Consider the following 16,025-nt stretch of genomic DNA (forward strand, 5'->3'; position numbering starts at 1 on the left):
GCGCTTTTTCTTCGAAGTATGAGAATCGATGAAAACGGGTGGACTGGGCGTATCAGTGCACCACCGCCAGAGGGGGCGGCGGCTTCACCAGGAGGGAGAGGGCCTCGAACTCCTCGATGTTCTGGCGGATGTAGGCGCGCTTGAGCTTGCCGCTGGTCGTCTTGGGCAGGGACTGGGGCGGCACGGGGACGACGCGGTTGGGACGCACGCCGGCGCCCTGGAAGACGGTCTCCTCCACGTGCTTGCACAACTGGCGCAGCGCGTCGGGTTTGCTCTCGGTGGTCTCGCACACGATGACGATGTCCTCGGTGCCCGTCTGGGCGTTGTTGACGCCCACCGCCGCCACGCAGCCCACGCGCACGCCCGCCACGCGTCCGGCGGCGTTCTCCATGGTGTACGGGTGGTGGTTCTCCCCCGCCTTGATGATGAGATCCTTGCTGCGCCCGCAGATGAAGAGCTCGCTGCCGACGAGGTAGCCCAGGTCTCCGGTGTACAGCCAGCCGTCGCGCAGCACCGCGTCGGTGGCCTCGGGGTTCTGGTAGTAGCCGCTGAAGAGGGACGTGCCGCGCAGGAGGATTTCCCCCTCGTGGCGCTCGGGCACCGGGTGGCCCTCCTCGTCCACGATTCTCAACTCGATGCCCTTGAGGGGCCGGCCCACGCCGTGCACCACGAGCGCGTCGGTGCGGGTGCCGGGCGCCACGGGCACGGCCTCGCGCCGCGTGGCCAGGGCCGTGCGCGAGAGCGTCTCGACGCGCAGGGGCTCGCCGCGCACGCGGCACGTCACCCCCACCACCATCTCCGCCATGCCGTAGGAGGGCCGCCACGCCTCCGGCTCGAAGCCATGGGGGCCGAAGCGCTCGGTGAACTGGTGCACCGTGTCGGCGTGGATGAACTCCGCGGCGTTGTAGGCGCGCTTCCAGGCGCTCAGTTCCAGCCCGTCCAGCTCCGCGTCCTTGATGCGCTTGACGCACAGCTGGTAGGCGAAGTTGGGCGCGAAGCACGAGGTGGCGCGAAAGGCGTGCATCGCCCACAGCCAGCGCGAGGGCTTGAGCAGGAAGCCGAAGGGCGGCATCAGCGCCGTGGGCAGGCCGTGCACGAGCGAGGCGAGCACGCTGGCCACCAGGCCCATGTCGTGGAAGAGCGGCAGCCAGCAGACCATCAGGTCATCCGAGTCCCACCCGCCGCCCTCGCCGATGGCCGCGCAGTTGGCCAGCAGGGCCCGGTGGGAGATCTGCACGCCCTTGGGCGCGTCCGTGGTGCCCGAGGTGAACTGGATGAAGGCCGTCTCGTCCGCGTCCAGGGTGGGCGGGGTGAGGGGCTCGGCGTCGGCCACCAGGTCCGTGGGGACGGCCACGAAGGGGGCCGCCTGGCCGGGCTCGGGGGTGTATTCGGTGAGGGCCTCGTGCGCCATGTCCACGAAGTCCGGATCAATGAGCATGGCGCGGGCGCCGAGCAGCCGCAGCTTGGCGCGCAGCCGCTCGCCCCAGGCCTGCACGGACACCTTGGAGGAGGGCAGCTCGATGAGGCAGGGCGTGGCGCCCACCAGCCCGCAGGCCAGGAAGCACTCGAGGAACTCGGGGCTGGTGTCGAACGAGAGCACCACCCGGTCCCCGTGCCGCACGCCGCGCGCGTACAGGTTGGCGCCCAGGCGCAGGGTGTTGTGCAGCACGTCCCCCGCGGTGAGCACGGTGAGGCGCTCCTCCAGGTCCACGAAGTAGAGCAGGGGCTGGGAGGGGCGGGTGCGTCCCCAGTGCACCACGGCCTCGGCCAGCGTGTTCACGGGGGCGGGCCAGGCACGGGTGGGCGCGCGCGGGGCGAGCTGCCGGCTCGGGTGGCGCCCCGCTCCGGGGCCGAGCGCGATGGGACCCGTCTGACGCCGCAGCGGCTCCTGACTCATTTGATGTGACCTCGGTGATGCGGTGGAGGAACAGCCCGGTGGAACCGGGCTCAGAAGCGGACCAGGATGCCCTCGACGGTCAGCCCGGGTCCGAATCCCATCATCACGCCGTACTCGCCGCGCTGGGGATTGTCCGAGCGCAGCACCTCCTCGAGCACCAGCAGCACGGTGGTGGCGCCGCAGTTGCCGTACTCGCTGAGCACGTGCCAGCTGGCGCGCATGCGCGACTTGTCCAGCTTGAGCTGCTTGGCCAGTCCCTCGAGGATCTTCGGCCCGCCCGGGTGGATGAGCCAGTGCTTGATGTCACCGGCCTTGAGCCCCTCGGGGCCGAGCAGCTTCTCCAGGAAGTCATCCACGTGCTCGGCGAGCACGAAGGGCACGTAGGGCGACAGGTTCATGCGGAACCCGTCGTTGTGCATGTTCCAGCCCATCAGCTCGTGCGTCTCGTAGAGCTGCTCGGTGTGCGAGCGCAGGAACTGCACGCCCTCGCCGTCCGGGGCGCTGCCCATCACCACCGTGCACGCCGCGTCGCCGAACAGGCCATGGATCACCACCTGCTCGGGGTCCGGCGTGTCGTGGTAGTGCAGCGAGCTGTACTCGGAGGCGTTGGCGATGACGTACTCGTCCGGACGCGCGGCGACGCTGTCCATGGCGGTGCGCAGCACGGGGAAGGCCGCGAAGCAGCCCATGTGCCCCACGAAGGTGCGGCGGATGCTGGAGGGCAGCCCGAGCTTCTTGGCGATGTACAGGTCCAACCCCGGCCCCGAGTAGCCCGAGTTGGTCGTCATGGTGAAGGCGCCCACGCGCGAGCGCTCCAGCTCGCCCAGCGCCTTCTGTACCGACTCCCCGGTGACCTGGAGCCCGACGCGCTCGTACACGCGCACCCGGTCCCCCACGCCCATCCGGCCTTTCTTGAGCTCCACACGAGGGTCCCACGCGAAGAAGCGGCGGCGCACCCCGGTGTTCTGGATGATGCGCTGGGCGTTGGGGATCTGCTTGAACCAGTCCTTGAACAGCCCCTCGTAGATTTCTTCCTGGGTGAGCGACAGCGGGGGGACGGCCGAGGCGATCGACAGCAGGGTGGGGCGACGCGCGGGTGCTGCTGGCGTCATGCCGCCTCCGAGTCCAGTGGCTCGAGCCCGTCACCGAGGGTGGCCTCGTCGCTCGCCGTGCCCATGGCCTGGACCTGCGGCTGGCGCTCGTCGATGAAGTCCACCAGGCTGCCCACCGTGTCGTGTCCCCGGCGTGACGCCTTGATGTACCAGGGGGTGAACTCGATGTTGGCCACCTCGTCCTTGAGCCGGGAGATCATCGACTCCAGGTGGAAGGAGTCCATGCCCAGGTCGTACGTCATCGAGGAGAACTCGTTCACGTCGTCCGGATACAGGCCCGTATGGGTGGCCAGGATGATGTTGCGAACGTGATCCAGAATCTCCTGCCGGTGCATACGGACCTCCTGCCGGGGGGCGGGGCCGCGACTGGCGTCTTCCCCGTTCGGCCACTCTTTCAGATTACAGCTCTGTAACATATGCGGTCAATGTGGAAAATTCGAGCAAAGTCGTAATCCTCTGATATAACCGTGAAGGATCGTTCACTCGACGTGATACTGGCGGGCCACCTGGCTGACCTGGTGGGAGACCTTCTGGAGCATGTCGGCGGCTTCCTGGGTGGATTCCAGCCGCTCCAGGGACTGGTCCATGCTGCGTGACAGGTCGGCGATGGCATTGAAGATTTGAGCGAAGCCGGCGTTCTGCTGACTCACGGCGGCGGTGATCTGTGTAACGGCCTCGGAGCTGTTGTTCACCATGAGCGACAGCTGGCGCAGGCTGTCGCCGGACGTCTTCACCTTGCCGAGGCCGCCCTCGACCTGGGCGGTGCTCACGTCCGTCATGGCGACGGCGTCGCCGATGGCATTGCCCACCTCGTCGAGGATGGTGGTGATGCGGCTGGTGGAGCGGATGGATTGATCCGCCAGGAGGCGGATCTCCCGCGCCACCACGCCAAAGCCCTTGCCGTGCTCGCCCGAGCGCACCGCCTCGATGGCGGCGTTGAGGGCCAGCAGGTTGGACTGGTCGGCCAGGTCCTTCACCGTCTGGGTGATTTCACCGATCTGCACGGCGCTGGCCTGCAGGCGCTCCATCTTGCCGCGGATGGCGAACACGGAATCGCGGATGGCGCTGAAGCCGGCGATGGTCTGCTCGATGGCGAGGGTGCCCGAGCGGCTGAGCTCCTCGGCGTGGCGCACCACGTTGAGCACCTCCTCGGCGCGCTGGGCGGAGAGGTCCGAGGTCTGCTTGATTTCCTGCGCGGTGATGTTGGTTTCCTGGATGGTGGTGGCCTGGGTGGTGAGCGCCATGCGCTGGGCATCGTTGGCGTGGCGCAGGGTGGCGCCCGCCTCGACGAGCTGGGTGGCGGACTGCTGGAGCGCGCGGGGCAGGGCGCTCAGCTGCAACACCACGGCGTTGAGCCCGAAGGCCAGGTCGCCAATCTCGTCGGTGGACACCCACTGGGCCGGGCGCACCTTGCCCACCGACAGGCCCTCGATGGCCTGGAGCACCGCGAGCGAGCCCTGCTCCTGCCGGCGCGCCAGCATCCACGCGGAGAGCGTGGCGAGGGTGAGCAGCATGATGACGAGCACGGCCACGGGGATGCTCAGCTCGGACAGGAGCGCGGCGCCGAGCCCCTCCAGCATGTAGGCCGCCTGGTGCTGTCCCGCCGCCTGGAGGTCCTCGATGTAGCGGTTCTGCACGTTGCTCGTCTGCACCGCCACGGTGAGGCCCCCGAGGACGATGAGCGACAGCACGCAGACGGCGAAGGCGTAGGGGAGGAACCAGGACTGGCGCAGCCAGAAGAAGCCGCCGCCCACCACGCGCAGGTGGGGATGGCTCGACTGCTCCTCGAGCGCCAGGGGCTGGGTCCAGCGCTCGATGGTGATGCCGGCCGGGAACGCCAGCAGGAGGCCCACGGACAGCCCGATGAGGCTGCCCCAGAGCACCAGCCACAGGCTCTTGTCGAAGAGCAGGCACACGCCGGTGCAGAAGAAGCCCGCGCCGAACGTGTACGAGCCGGCCATCACGTAGATGGCGATGCGCCAGGGCATCTGCAGCAGGCGGCCCAGACGCAGGCCCCGGGGCTCGCCCGGCTCGGTGCGCACGGCGTCGCGGTGCAGGTAGTGGATGGTCAGCGGCGGGTAGAGCACGCCGAAGATCAGGATGGTGGGGGGCAGCAGCCAGAGGACGGACTGGGTGATCTGCTCGCCCTGGAGCCCCAACATCATTCCCACCAGGTAGGCCAGGAAGGGCGCCAGTGGCATCGCGCACGCGCGCATGAGCGCATCAATGCGTCCGGGCAGGGAGCGGTTGCTGCTGCTCAACGGATTGAAGAACGCCATGGGAGTGCCTGGAGGGGAGCGGTGAGGGCGTGGCCGCCGGGGACAGGGGCGCGTCCGTCAGACCGGAGGCTATCACCTTTCATTCCCCGACGTGGGAGGGGGTCCGGTGATGTCACCGGGAGTGGAGTCCTCGGCCCCTCGCGGGAAGTGACGCGTCCGCCCGCCTGCCCCTCACGGGGAGCGGGACGGCGCGGGTCAGAGCTTCAGGCGCTTGAACACACGCTCGGGGATGGAGCGGATGAGGAACATGATGGGGCGCCAGAAGTCGGGCAGGTACACCTCGTCCTGGTGCGTGTCCACGGCGCGCAAGAGGCCCCGGGCTACCGCCTCGGGCGAGGCGAAGAGCGCGTTCTTCTTCACGGCGGCCGTCATCGGCGTGTCCACGAAGCCCGGCTTCACCGTCACCACGGCCACGCCCGCGGGCGCCAGGCGGTTGCGCAGGCCCTGGAGGAACACGCTCAAGGCGCCCTTGGAGGCGCCATACACGTAGTTGCTCTGCCGCCCCCGGTCTCCGGCCACCGAGGAGATGACCACGAGCGTGCCCGCGCGCTGGGCCTCGAAGCGGTTGGCCAGGGGCGTGAGCAGCGACACCGCGCTGAGGAAGTTGGTGCGCAGCACCTTCTCCGTCTCCCCATAGGAGCGCTGGGCCCGCTCCTGATCCCCGAGCACCCCGTGAGCGAGCAGGGCGCCATCCAGTCCACCGAGCGCCGCCGTGGCGCGCTCCACCAGGGGCTCGTGCTGGGCGAAGTCGTCCAGGTCCAACGTCTCGGCCTCCACCCGGGCCGCGCCCCGGGTGCGGGCATCCTGGGCCACCGCCTCCAACCGCTCGGCGTGACGGGCAACGAGGTACAGCGACGCGCCCCGCGCGGCCAGAAGCCGCACGGTGGCCTGGGCAATGGCGCTCGTGGCGCCGAGGACGAGGACCTTTTTCATCATGGAGCGACTGTCTATCCCGCGCCGCGCACCCGACGCCAGAACGACGAGGAGAACGCCGGGTCCACGTATTGGGCGAAGCGCTCGCGCTCCGGGTAGTACGCCGCGAAGCTCTCCGGGCTCATGCGCGAGTCCTTGGCCGGATACACCCGTCCGCCCGCCTCGCGCGTGAGCCGGTCCAGCGCATCCACGAGCTGGTACGTGCGCTCGCCCCGGTTGGCGAAGTCTAGCGCCAGCGAGTAGCCCGCCTTGGGAAAGCTCATCCACCCGGGCGACGGCACGTCCCCGTACGTCTTGAGCACCGTGAGGAAGGAGGGCATGCCGCTGTGCGCGCTGCGATCGAGGATTCCCTTGAGCGCCGCCACCCCCGCGTCGTTCGGGGGCACGACGCACTGGAACTGCACGAAGCCCTGGCTGCCGTAGATGCGGTTCCAGTGGTGCACGCTGTCCAGGGGGAAGAAGTACGGCTCGTAGTGCATGAGCCCCTGGTTGCGCATCCGGTAGTGGAGCGCGTTGAAGGCCGTCACCGAGACGCGGTTGAGCGCCAGGCCCGGGAAGTCGAAGGGCACGGCGAGCCCCGACAGGCGCGGGGGCGAGGGCTGCCGGGCCGTGAACTGCGGGGGCGCGTGGTTGGCGCGGTGGAACAGGCCCCGGCCCAGATGGCGGCCCCGGGCGAGGCTGTCCACCCACGCCACGGTGTACTCGAAGTCCCGGTTCGACTCGCTCGCGAGCTTGAGGAAGCCCTCCAGGTTGGAGAAGGCGACCGTCTCCTGGTGCATGAAGGGGTTGCTCACGCGCCGCAGTTGGATCTCCGCCCAGGTGATGAGCCCGGTGAGTCCGAGCCCGCCGATGGTGGCCTCGAACCAGTCCCGGTTCTCCTCGGGCGAGCACACCCGGCGCGAGCCGTCCGAGCGCACCAGCTCGAAGCGGCGCAGGTGCCGCCCGAAGGTGCCCACGCGCACGTGGTTCTTGCCATGCACGTCATTGGCGATGGCGCCGCCCACCGTCACGAACTTCGTGCCCGGGGTCGCCGGCAGGAACCACCCCTGGTTCGTCACCAGCCGGAGGATGCCGTCCAGGGTGACGCCCGACTCGCAGCGCAGCACGCCCGTGGCCGGGTCGAAACCCAGGAAGTGATCCAACCGCTCCGTCGTCAGCAGCGAGCCGCCCGCGTTGAGGCACGAGTCGCCATAGCTGCGGCCCAGGCCATGGGGCAGCAGCGAGCCGCCTTCCGGGGGCACGGGCAGCGGCTCGCTCGTCCACGTGACGGGGTGCGCCTTCTGTCCGGAGACACGGGGGTAGCGCCCCCAGGATTTCGGTTCCATCGTCATCTTCATCTCCTCACGCCGCGGCCAGCAGCACGCCCGCGGCGATGACTCCCACCGCGTAGCTCACCTTGTCCTTGAGCGCGAACACGAGCGGGTCCTCGTTCACCTGTCCCCGGTGCGCCAGCAGCCACACCCGGCCCACCCAGTACAACATCACCGGACACAGGAGCCAGAGCCGTCCCGGGTGCGCATAGAGCGCCGTCACTTCCTTGCTGGTGATGTAGAGCGCGAGCACCAGCACGGACAGGTAGCCACTGGAGACGCCGAGCGCGGCGAGCTGCTCGTAATCCCCGGACACGTAGCCCCGTCCGTGCGCCACCGACTCGTTGGCCAGCCGCAGCCGCCGCACCTCGCTCAGCCGCTTGACCAGCGCGAGCGACAAGAAGAGGAACATGGAGAAGCTGAACAGCCAGCTCGACGTGGGGATGCCCACCGCGAGCGAGCCTCCCAGGATGCGCACCGTGTACAGCCCGGCGAGCACCAGCACGTCCAGCATCATCACCTGCTTGAGATAGAACGAGTAAGCGATCGTGATGAGGTAGTACGTGCCCAGCAGGGCGAGGAACTCGCGCGGCAGCAGCAGGGCCACCGCCGCGCCCGCGCCCAATAGCCCCAGCCCCAGCCACGGCCCCGCGCCCAGCGGCAGCGCTCCCGACGCGAAGGGCCGGCGGCGCTTGCTCGGGTGCTGGCGGTCCGCGTCCAGGTCGAGCAAGTCGTTGAGCACGTACACGCTGGAGGCGCACAGGCTGAAGGCGATCACCCCCAGCAGCGCGCGCAGGAACAGGGGCGCGCTCAGCGCCTTGTGCGCGGCGAACAGCGGCACGAACACGAGCACGTTCTTGGCCCACTGGTGCACGCGCAGCGCCTTGAACAGCGCGCGCACGCGGGGCATGAACGGGGGCGCGTGACGCGCTTCCTCGTGCGGGGCGCCGAGCGTCTCGCGCAGCCGGGCCTCGCGCAGGGCGCCGGACAGCTCCCGGGTGCCATCGCTCGCGAGCACCGTCTCGAAGAGGCCCAGGTGCGCGGCCACCGCGTCCGCCACGCGCTGGTCCGCCACCGTGGCCAGCACCAACCGGCGTCCGCTCGCCTTCTCCTCGGTGAGCCGCGACAGCAGCGCCTCGTCATAGGGCAGCCGCGCGGGATCCAACTCCACGTGCCGCGCCACCTCCGCCCGGCAGAAGGCCCGGCCCCGGAGGCGCCACCCCAGCGCGGCGGGAATCAGGTGCGGCTGACGCTTGATCAGCCGCACGAGCCCCTCATGCAGCGAGTCCGTGCGGATGAGCACTCCGTCCAGCTCGGTGACGAGCGCCGGGGCATCGGGGGCGGGGGTCGCGGAGGGCATGGGGGTCGGCATGGGAATCGGGCCGGAGGGTAGCGCGCCAGGCCGAGCCCGTGCCTCATTTCTCTGTCCGGCCGCCCTGGTCGTCAGGGCAGGGGGCGGACATCCCCCCCTCGCTCCGTGCCCCGGCTCACTCCGCGCGGGCGATGACGAGCGTCTGCAGCGGCACGTGGCGCATCGGCCGGGCGCTCTCGATGCGGAAGCCCGCGTCGCCCAGGAAGCCCTCCAGTTCCGCGGGCGTGTACGCCGCCGCCTTCGAGGTGAGGAAGTAGTGCAGGCCGATGAGCGGTGCGGCGCTCGGCGGCTTCTCCACGTCCTCGCGCAGGTACTCGAGCACCGCCAGCGTCCCCTTGGGCGCGAGCGCGGCGCGCACCCGGCGCAGGAGCGCCACGTTCTGCGCGGGGGACAGGTGGTGCACCACCTGGAAGAGCAGCACCCCGTCATACGGCCCCCCCAACTCGGCGGTGAGCACATCGCCCTCCTGGTGCGTCACCAGGTGCGACAGCTGGGCCTGGGCGATGACCTCCCGGCCCACCCGGACGCTGCCCTCCAGGTCCAGCACCGTGGCCGTCAGCCCCCGGTTGCGCCGGCACAGCTCCGCGGCGAACCACCCATGTGCCCCTCCCAGATCCAACACCCGCCGGGCTCCCCGGGGCAGCGGAATGGCACGGGCCACCTCGGGCGCGGACAGCCGCGCCATCTGGTACATGGCGAGGATGTAGGAGCGCCAGCGCGGGTCCTCCGGCGCGAACTGGTGGATGTCCACCGCCTGGCCCGTGCGCACCGCGTCCTCCATGTGGCCCCACCACTCCCATTGGGTGTAGTTGAAGTCCAGGAAGCCGCCCACGTACTGGGACGAGCGCGGATCCAACCAGCGCCGGGCCCGGTCCGCCAGCCGGTAGCGGCCCTTCTTGCGCTCCACGGCCTCGCACGCCTCCAGCGCCTCGAGCAGCGCGCGCGTGCCCTCCGGGGCCAGCTTCAACCGCGCCGCCAGCTCCTCCACCGTGGCCTGTCCGTCCGCGAGCGCGCCGAAGATGCCCAGACGCTCACCGGCCATCAGCGTGCGCGCCGCCATCATCCCGAAGAAGGCGTGCGCCAGGGGCTGGGGCGCCAGGTTGAACCAGTCGGCGAAGCGCTCGATCAGGTTGTCCGCCTTGAGTCCGAGCCTCATGCCTCCTCCCGTCTGTTCCGGAGGGGTGCCGGGGGGGCGGCGAGCGGACGGGCGGAGGGGGATGACCAGGTGCTTCGCTTCAAGGGCAGTCCTTCATGGGGGCATCCCATCGAGTCGGGGACCCCCGACCTTACCCGCCCGGACGCTGGGATGCATCAGCGGCAAGAGAGGGCCTCCCGGGACAGATGGCTTTTGGTAGGGTGGGTATGAGATGGCCCCCCGAATTCTCGTCGTCGATGACAACCCGGAGCTGCTTTCTCTCCTCGTTCAGCTTCTCGAGGACGAGGGATATGAGGTGTCCGGGGTGGGCAGGGGCGCGCAGGCGGTGGAGAAGGCGCGCGGCCAGCCACCCGCCGCGGCCGTGCTCGATCTCCTGCTGCCCGACATGATGGGCTTCCAGGTGGCGGACGCGCTGCGCAAGCAGCAGCCCCAGCTCCCGCTCATCTTCATCACCGGCGTCTTCAAGGGCGGCAAGCACGCGGTGGACGCCCGGCAGAAGTACGCCCCCGCCGACTACTTCGAGAAGCCCTTCGATGCCGCCCGGCTGTTGGAGGCGGTGCGCCGGGCGGTGCCGTACACCAAACCCGCGCCGGCGCCAGCGCCGGAGGCCGCTCCCGCGGGGGGTGATGCCTTCGAGGACGTGGACCTCGACATCGACGTGGAGGAGGAGGGGACCCAAGACACGTTGGAGCTCACCGGCCGCGTCAAGGTGACGGGCGGCAACCTCACCGCGGAAATCCGTGGCGCGAATCTCACCGCGGCTCCGCTGGTGCCCTCGGGGCCCGCCGCGCTGGTGCGTCCTCCGCCTCCACCGGGAGGCCGCCCGGCACAGCCTCGGCCCGCGCCGGTGGCTCCTCCGAGCAGCCGCCGTGGAGAGCTCCGGGACAACCTGCCCGCGCTCATCACCGCCTTCTACCTGTCGCGCGAGACGGGTGAGTTGGGCCTGCAGCGCGGCAAGGTGAAGAAGGTGGTGTACTTCGAGCGGGGCATGCCCGTGTTCGCCCTGTCCAACCTGCTGGCGGACCGCTTCGGCTCGTTCCTCGTGCGCGTGGGGAAGATCAAACCCGAGCAGCTCGAGGACGCGGCGGCCGTGGCGGCGGCGAGCCAGCGGCGCACGGGCGACGTGCTGGTGGAGCGGGGGCTGCTCAAGGACACCGAGCGCATGTACTACGTGGGCCAGCAGGTGAAGGCCATCATCTACTCGCTCTTCGCGTGGGAGGACGGCACCTGGGTGATGAGCTTCAAGGAGAAGGCCGCCGCCGAGTCCATCAAGCTGGACGCGCACCCGGCCAACCTCATCGTCCGGGGCGTGAAGAAGCTCTACAAGCCCGAGCGCCTGCGCGGAATGATCCAGCCCGAGGACAGGCTGATCCCCTCAGTGGCCCCGGCCTATCAGCTCGAGGACGTGGACCTGGAGCGCTGGGAGACGGAGCTGCTGCCCAGGGTCGATGGCCACCGCACCGTGGCGGAGCTGCTCGCGCTCGCCAACCGTCCGGAGCCCGTCGTCCAGGGCTTCCTCGTGGCGCTCATGTCCCTGGGAATGCTGGAGCGGCAGGGCTGAGCCGAAGAGGCCGGACACGTGACGGTGTCTGTCTTTCGTCAGAAGAGGATGCAGTCGAACTTCTCGATGACGGCCTTGAGTTCCTCGGGTGTGGTTTCGAGTTGCCTGGCCAGGGTCGGGGCGTGTTCGGTCAAGGCCATGGTGCGGGGGGGTTGTTTGTGGAGCTTCTCCATGACGACGTCACCCACCAGTCCTGGCCACGTGGCGCGGCGGAGTTCGGGGGCTTTGCGGATGGGGTCCAGGATGGTGAAGCAGGGCCACTTGGGAAAACGTAAGGTCGAGGGGTCACAGCCCATGAAGCGACAGCCGTCCAGCCGCGCTTCGGAGAAATCACAGTCCTCGATGGACCCGTGCTGATACCACGGCAGGCTCGTGTACTCAGGCCAGTACCCAAAGTCGCACCCTGACAGGCGCCCCTTGACGCGGCAGCCCTTGAGGGACGCGGCCACCCAGGTCTGGTAGTTCTTCAACTCCTGCTTCACCTCGAAGGTACAGTCGATGAAGCGGGGTTGCTTGAGGCTCAGGCGCCGGGCGGACACCTTCAGCACGAGGGTACAGTTCCTCAGAATCAGGTTGGGGCCGAGGATGTAGTTCGCCTTCGGGTCCGTCAGCTCCAGCCGCTCGTTTTCGATTTCCCGGTCGTTGAAGACGATATTACCGAGCCAATCCATCGCCGCCCCTTCAGAAGGTGAGCATCCGGAAGAACTCACCCGCCATGCGCCTGCCATGTCGTGCGAGGTTCGACGCCGTCCCTGAAAGAATCTCGTACTTGCGACCGTTCGCCGGGTCAACCACGTCGACGCCCTTGCTCAGGCTGAAGTCGTAGAGGTGCTCGAACTGCGTTTTCACCTGCTGTTGCACGTAGCGGCCCCGGGCCTCGCGCTCCAAGAGGCGCGCCTGCCAGTACTCGCCCTTCTTCAGGGCCCGTTCAATGGCCCGCTGCTCGTTCCGGCTGAGCTTGTCTGGCCCCCACTGCTTGGCGGCACGGGTGACGGCTTCCTGGAGCTGGTCGCCCACCTTGTCATGGGGCGGAATGTCCGCGAGAGACTTGCCGCGCGGCACGTGCCAGCGCTGGCCGTCGCTCAGCTCCATCTGTCGGTTGCCGCCTCGGTGTTGCAACACGGTGGTGGCGGAGCGGCCACCTGGGGCCCTTGCCGCCCCTGGGCCCGTTTTCTGCTTGAGCAGCACCACCGCCAGCGGGCCCTGCGGAGACAGGGCCACCGTGTCCACCGCCACCACCGCGTGGGCCAGCGCCTCGCCCTGTGCCCACTCCTCCACGCCCGCCCGTCGCAGCACGCCGGCTCCGCCCTGGGCCTCCCAACGCGCCGAGGCCAGGCCATGGCCCGGCAATGACTTCACCCGCGTCGCCACCTCTCCCAAGGTGCGCCCGCTGAGTGTGGCCACCGCCAGAATCATCGCTCGCGCCGCGTCCTCGCCCAGCACCCGGCCGAAGTCCGCGCCCGCCGCGCGCAACTCCGCGAAGGTACTCGCCTCGTGCGCCGCCATGGCCATTCGGCTGTACCCGTCCATCAGCCCCCACACGGTCTCCAGCCCCAGCCAGCCCACCAGAATGACTGTCAAGGTAGCGGCCAGGGCCTTGGTGGTCGGCTCGGGTGCCACCCAGAGCAGGCAGTAGAGCGTCACCGTCCAGGCGACCAGGGACACCACTGCTCTCGGGTCCAGCAGCTCGCGCGCCAGGGCCGCGCGTGTCTCGTCGAGTACCGGGCCCAGGGCCAGCGCCAGCGCCAGGACGCGCCGGTCATCCGTGCGCAGGAACGGACCGTCCTCCAGCAGGCACAGGCAGTCCCCGCCACCTCGGGGCACGCACCATGAGAGATAGCTGTCGCGCAGGGCGGCATCGGCCTCGGGTGTCAGGGGCTCGGGGCCGAACTGGTCCAGGGGCACGAAGGTGTACGTCCGCTCACCGTAGCGCTCCATCAACCACTGGCCCGCCATCTCCATGTGCTCGGCCTCTGGCGGGAGCTGGTGCGAGAGCGAGATCAACTCGCGCGCGGTTTCGCGAGGGCTGCCCGTCACTCGCATGTCTCGGGAGAGCCGCTGGAAGGCGCGCCGGAAGTCGGCCGGGAGCAGGGGCACGGGGCGGGAGGCGGAGGCGCTCGGCTCCAGGAAGTCCACGGTGTAGATGCGGGCTGACTCGAAGCCCGGCTCGGCGGCGAGAGCGACTCCCTGCCGGAGGGTCGGGGGAGGCTCGGACGGCGTGGTTCGGCCCGTCGAGAGACTGTCGCGAGGCACACCCGTGGCACACGCACTGTGCAGCAGGAGGGTGAGGATGAACCAGACGCCCACCAGGGGGCGCAGGCGGCTGCCCACTGGGAGTGAGCCAACAGGGTTCAGGGACACGGCTCACCTCCGGCGGTGACGTGGTTTGTCAGCCATCGCTCCGCCATCACATGGACGTGTGGGCGTGCTCGTCAAGCGCGATGAAGGTGTTCAAACACCTCGTCATGGCTTCTCGTGTCGTCGCGCGAGGGGGCGCAACCGCTGCTCGGTCGGCGTGCCCGGGCCAGCGGCCCGCTGAGTCATTGCTCGGCCGCGGTGGCGGCTCCTCCCGCGCCACTCGCGGCGGCCCCGCTCTCGTTCCTGTCGGGGCCTCTGTCATTCCAGGTGTCGTCTTCACTCTGGGGCGCCTCGGAGTACTCGAGCACCGCCGCCCTCCATTGACGCGAGCCGCAGCGGTCACAAGCCTGTCGGGGCGGCTCGTCGTGCTCGACGGTCGTCGCAGTAGTTGCAGGTCAGGGATGACGGCATGCAGGCTCGGCTCGGTCTCGGGCGTGGGGGGAAGCACGGAGAGCCCGGGCTTGGATTTGTGGTCTCCACGTACACGCGTCTCAACTGACCCAGGTGCTCGATGCCCGAGGCCCGGAGCGGCAACGGCCACGACCTCAAGTATTGGACGTGTTCACCCTCCGCGCACGCCGGGCACAGTCGATGATGTGCAGGAGGAAGTCCCGGTGCCCGTGTGGTTGGAGTGACAGGATGAAGTCGGCGCTTCCCGGCTGGTCCGGAGGGTAGAACACGCCCGGGTTCGCGTTGCAGTCGAGCATGAACAACTGGCCCGCGTCGTCCATGCGGATGTCACAGCGGCAATAGCCGCGGGCATTCACGGCCGAGAAGGTCCGCTGGGCGATGTCACCCAACCGCTTCACGAGTCCCTCATCGGTCACGGGACGGGTGTTCATGGCCTCGTAGTTCATCCACTTGAGATCGAAGTGCTTGAACGTCTCCCCTTCCGGAAAGTGGATCTCCACCGGGGGGTGCACCCAGGGCGCGTGCTCTCCCGGCCGGGGCTCGGAGACGAGCACGGTGAACTCGCGCCCCTCGATGAACTCCTCGAGGAGCACTCCGCCGAAGCGGGAGAGGGTCCGCCCGGCCCGCTCGAGCAAGGCCTCCCGGTTGTCGACCCGCGAGTCCTGCTCGATTCCGATACTGGCGTAGCCGGAGTGCGGCTTGACCAGGAGGGGGAAGCGCAGCTCGCCGGCGGCTTGCTCGACCGTGGCCAGCTCCGAGGCGAAGCGATAACCCGGCGTGCTGATGCCCTGGTTCAACCAGGCGTGTTTGTGCTCTTCGCGTGAGGCCGCGTAGAAGTGTGAGTCCGCCCCCGTGAAGGGCAATCCCAACCGTTCCAGGTGTTGGATGACTTCGACTCCCGCGATGTCCTCGTCCGGTGCTCCATCACAGAGGTTGATGAACGCATCGAAGTCCTCCTTCGCGAGCTGCTCGAGCACCTCCCGCGCGTTGGCACGTGTCAGGGGCTGGCGCGACCAGGTGTGGTCAGGCAACCACCAGGAGGGATCGACGGCGGGATCGATGTCCTTGTAGGGGGACTGGGAGCCCTCGTAGGAGGAGTACAGGGTACAGAGTCGCATGGGCTGGTTCCGTACGTTCCGACTGCCGTGACACTGCTCCGAGTCTGCCCTACTTCCAAGGAGCCGTCCCGGACTCCGCCCGCTGGCGCCGAAGCGGCGCCCTGACTCGCGCCTCAGTCGTTCATGATGAAGCGCACCGCGTCGACGAGCGCCGCCGCGATGCCCATCTCCTGAATGGCTCGCAACTCGCCCCCATCGAGCCACACCCCATGGCAGCGCTCGCAGGCGTCGAGCAGCACGTGCCGATCGCGCTCACTGCGCACCTTCTTCATGACCTGGCGGGGAGGGCACCGGGGGCACGCCAGCTCGCGTGCCTGGACCTCCTCGGACGGCAGCGTGCGCCACTCGAAGAGCCGCACGTTCACGGTCGACTCCAACAGCTTCAGGTCCTCACCCTCGAGCCAGTGTCCCTCGCAGTGAGGGCACTGGGCCGCCTCCACCTCATCCAGGCGCGTGGGGGCCATCTCCTTGTCGCAGCGGGGGCAGTGCATGGTGTCTCCTACCGTACGGTATCAAGC

At 69.1% G+C, this 16,025-nt stretch carries 13 protein-coding genes; 1 reads left to right on the forward strand and 12 read right to left on the reverse strand.

Annotated features, from left to right (window positions below; translation table 11 throughout):
• Positions 1 to 52: 52 nt before the first annotated feature.
• The 8 genes from D187_RS19685 to D187_RS19720 all read right to left on the reverse strand — a co-directional run bounded on the left by D187_RS19685 (position 53) and on the right by D187_RS19720 (position 10,059).
• On the reverse strand, positions 53 to 1,897 hold the full coding sequence (locus D187_RS19685) for a fatty acyl-AMP ligase (RefSeq protein WP_002622576.1): 1,845 nt from the start codon (positions 1,895 to 1,897) through the stop codon (positions 53 to 55).
• 50 nt (positions 1,898 to 1,947) lie between these two features.
• Positions 1,948 to 3,009: a type III polyketide synthase gene (locus tag D187_RS19690; RefSeq protein WP_002622575.1), complete on the reverse strand. Its 1,062-nt coding sequence runs from the start codon at positions 3,007 to 3,009 to the stop codon at positions 1,948 to 1,950.
• Entirely contained in the window at positions 3,006 to 3,344 is a 339-nt protein-coding gene (locus D187_RS19695; protein WP_002622574.1) for an acyl carrier protein, read from the reverse strand. Before D187_RS19695 ends, D187_RS19690 begins: the two co-directional genes overlap by 4 nt.
• A 144-nt stretch (positions 3,345 to 3,488) precedes the next feature.
• Positions 3,489 to 5,288: a methyl-accepting chemotaxis protein gene (locus tag D187_RS19700; RefSeq protein WP_002622573.1), complete on the reverse strand. Its 1,800-nt coding sequence runs from the start codon at positions 5,286 to 5,288 to the stop codon at positions 3,489 to 3,491.
• Between the two features lie 195 nt (positions 5,289 to 5,483).
• Positions 5,484 to 6,221, reverse strand: coding sequence for an SDR family oxidoreductase (locus tag D187_RS19705; RefSeq protein WP_043430766.1), 738 nt, complete (start codon positions 6,219 to 6,221; stop codon positions 5,484 to 5,486).
• A 14-nt stretch (positions 6,222 to 6,235) separates the two neighbouring features.
• Entirely contained in the window at positions 6,236 to 7,552 is a 1,317-nt protein-coding gene (locus D187_RS19710) for an FAD-binding oxidoreductase (protein ID WP_002622571.1), read from the reverse strand.
• Positions 7,553 to 7,562: 10 nt separating this feature from the next.
• A complete protein-coding gene (locus D187_RS19715; RefSeq protein WP_002622570.1) occupies positions 7,563 to 8,903 on the reverse strand; it encodes a UbiA family prenyltransferase in 1,341 nt (446 codons plus the stop codon).
• Positions 8,904 to 9,018: 115 nt separating this feature from the next.
• Complete coding sequence (locus D187_RS19720; protein ID WP_002622569.1) at positions 9,019 to 10,059, reverse strand: class I SAM-dependent methyltransferase; 1,041 nt, start codon at positions 10,057 to 10,059, stop codon at positions 9,019 to 9,021.
• 211 nt (positions 10,060 to 10,270) lie between these two features.
• Between D187_RS19720 and D187_RS19725 the strand changes: the two genes are divergently transcribed.
• A complete protein-coding gene (locus tag D187_RS19725) occupies positions 10,271 to 11,620 on the forward strand; it encodes a response regulator (RefSeq protein WP_002622568.1) in 1,350 nt (449 codons plus the stop codon).
• A gap of 38 nt (positions 11,621 to 11,658) precedes the next feature.
• On the opposite strand, the gene D187_RS19730 is transcribed toward D187_RS19725, so the two are convergent.
• The 4 genes from D187_RS19730 to D187_RS19745 form a co-directional block, all read right to left on the reverse strand.
• Entirely contained in the window at positions 11,659 to 12,291 is a 633-nt protein-coding gene (locus tag D187_RS19730; RefSeq protein ID WP_002622567.1) for a hypothetical protein, read from the reverse strand.
• 10 nt (positions 12,292 to 12,301) lie between these two features.
• Positions 12,302 to 13,981 carry a SitA5 family polymorphic toxin gene (gene sitA5, locus D187_RS19735; RefSeq protein WP_155893448.1) on the reverse strand — a complete coding sequence of 560 codons (1,680 nt, stop codon included), beginning with the start codon at positions 13,979 to 13,981 and terminating at the stop codon, positions 12,302 to 12,304.
• 542 nt (positions 13,982 to 14,523) lie between these two features.
• Positions 14,524 to 15,507: a D-alanine--D-alanine ligase family protein gene (locus D187_RS19740; RefSeq protein ID WP_002622564.1), complete on the reverse strand. Its 984-nt coding sequence runs from the start codon at positions 15,505 to 15,507 to the stop codon at positions 14,524 to 14,526.
• 113 nt (positions 15,508 to 15,620) lie between these two features.
• The gene (locus D187_RS19745; RefSeq protein WP_002622563.1) at positions 15,621 to 15,998 is read right to left on the reverse strand and encodes a zf-TFIIB domain-containing protein; all 378 of its coding nucleotides are present in this window, start codon (positions 15,996 to 15,998) and stop codon (positions 15,621 to 15,623) included.
• Between the last annotated feature and the right edge of the window lie 27 nt (positions 15,999 to 16,025).

The sequence above is a fragment of the Cystobacter fuscus DSM 2262 genome (assembly GCF_000335475.2).
Lineage (GTDB): Bacteria > Myxococcota > Myxococcia > Myxococcales > Myxococcaceae > Cystobacter > Cystobacter fuscus.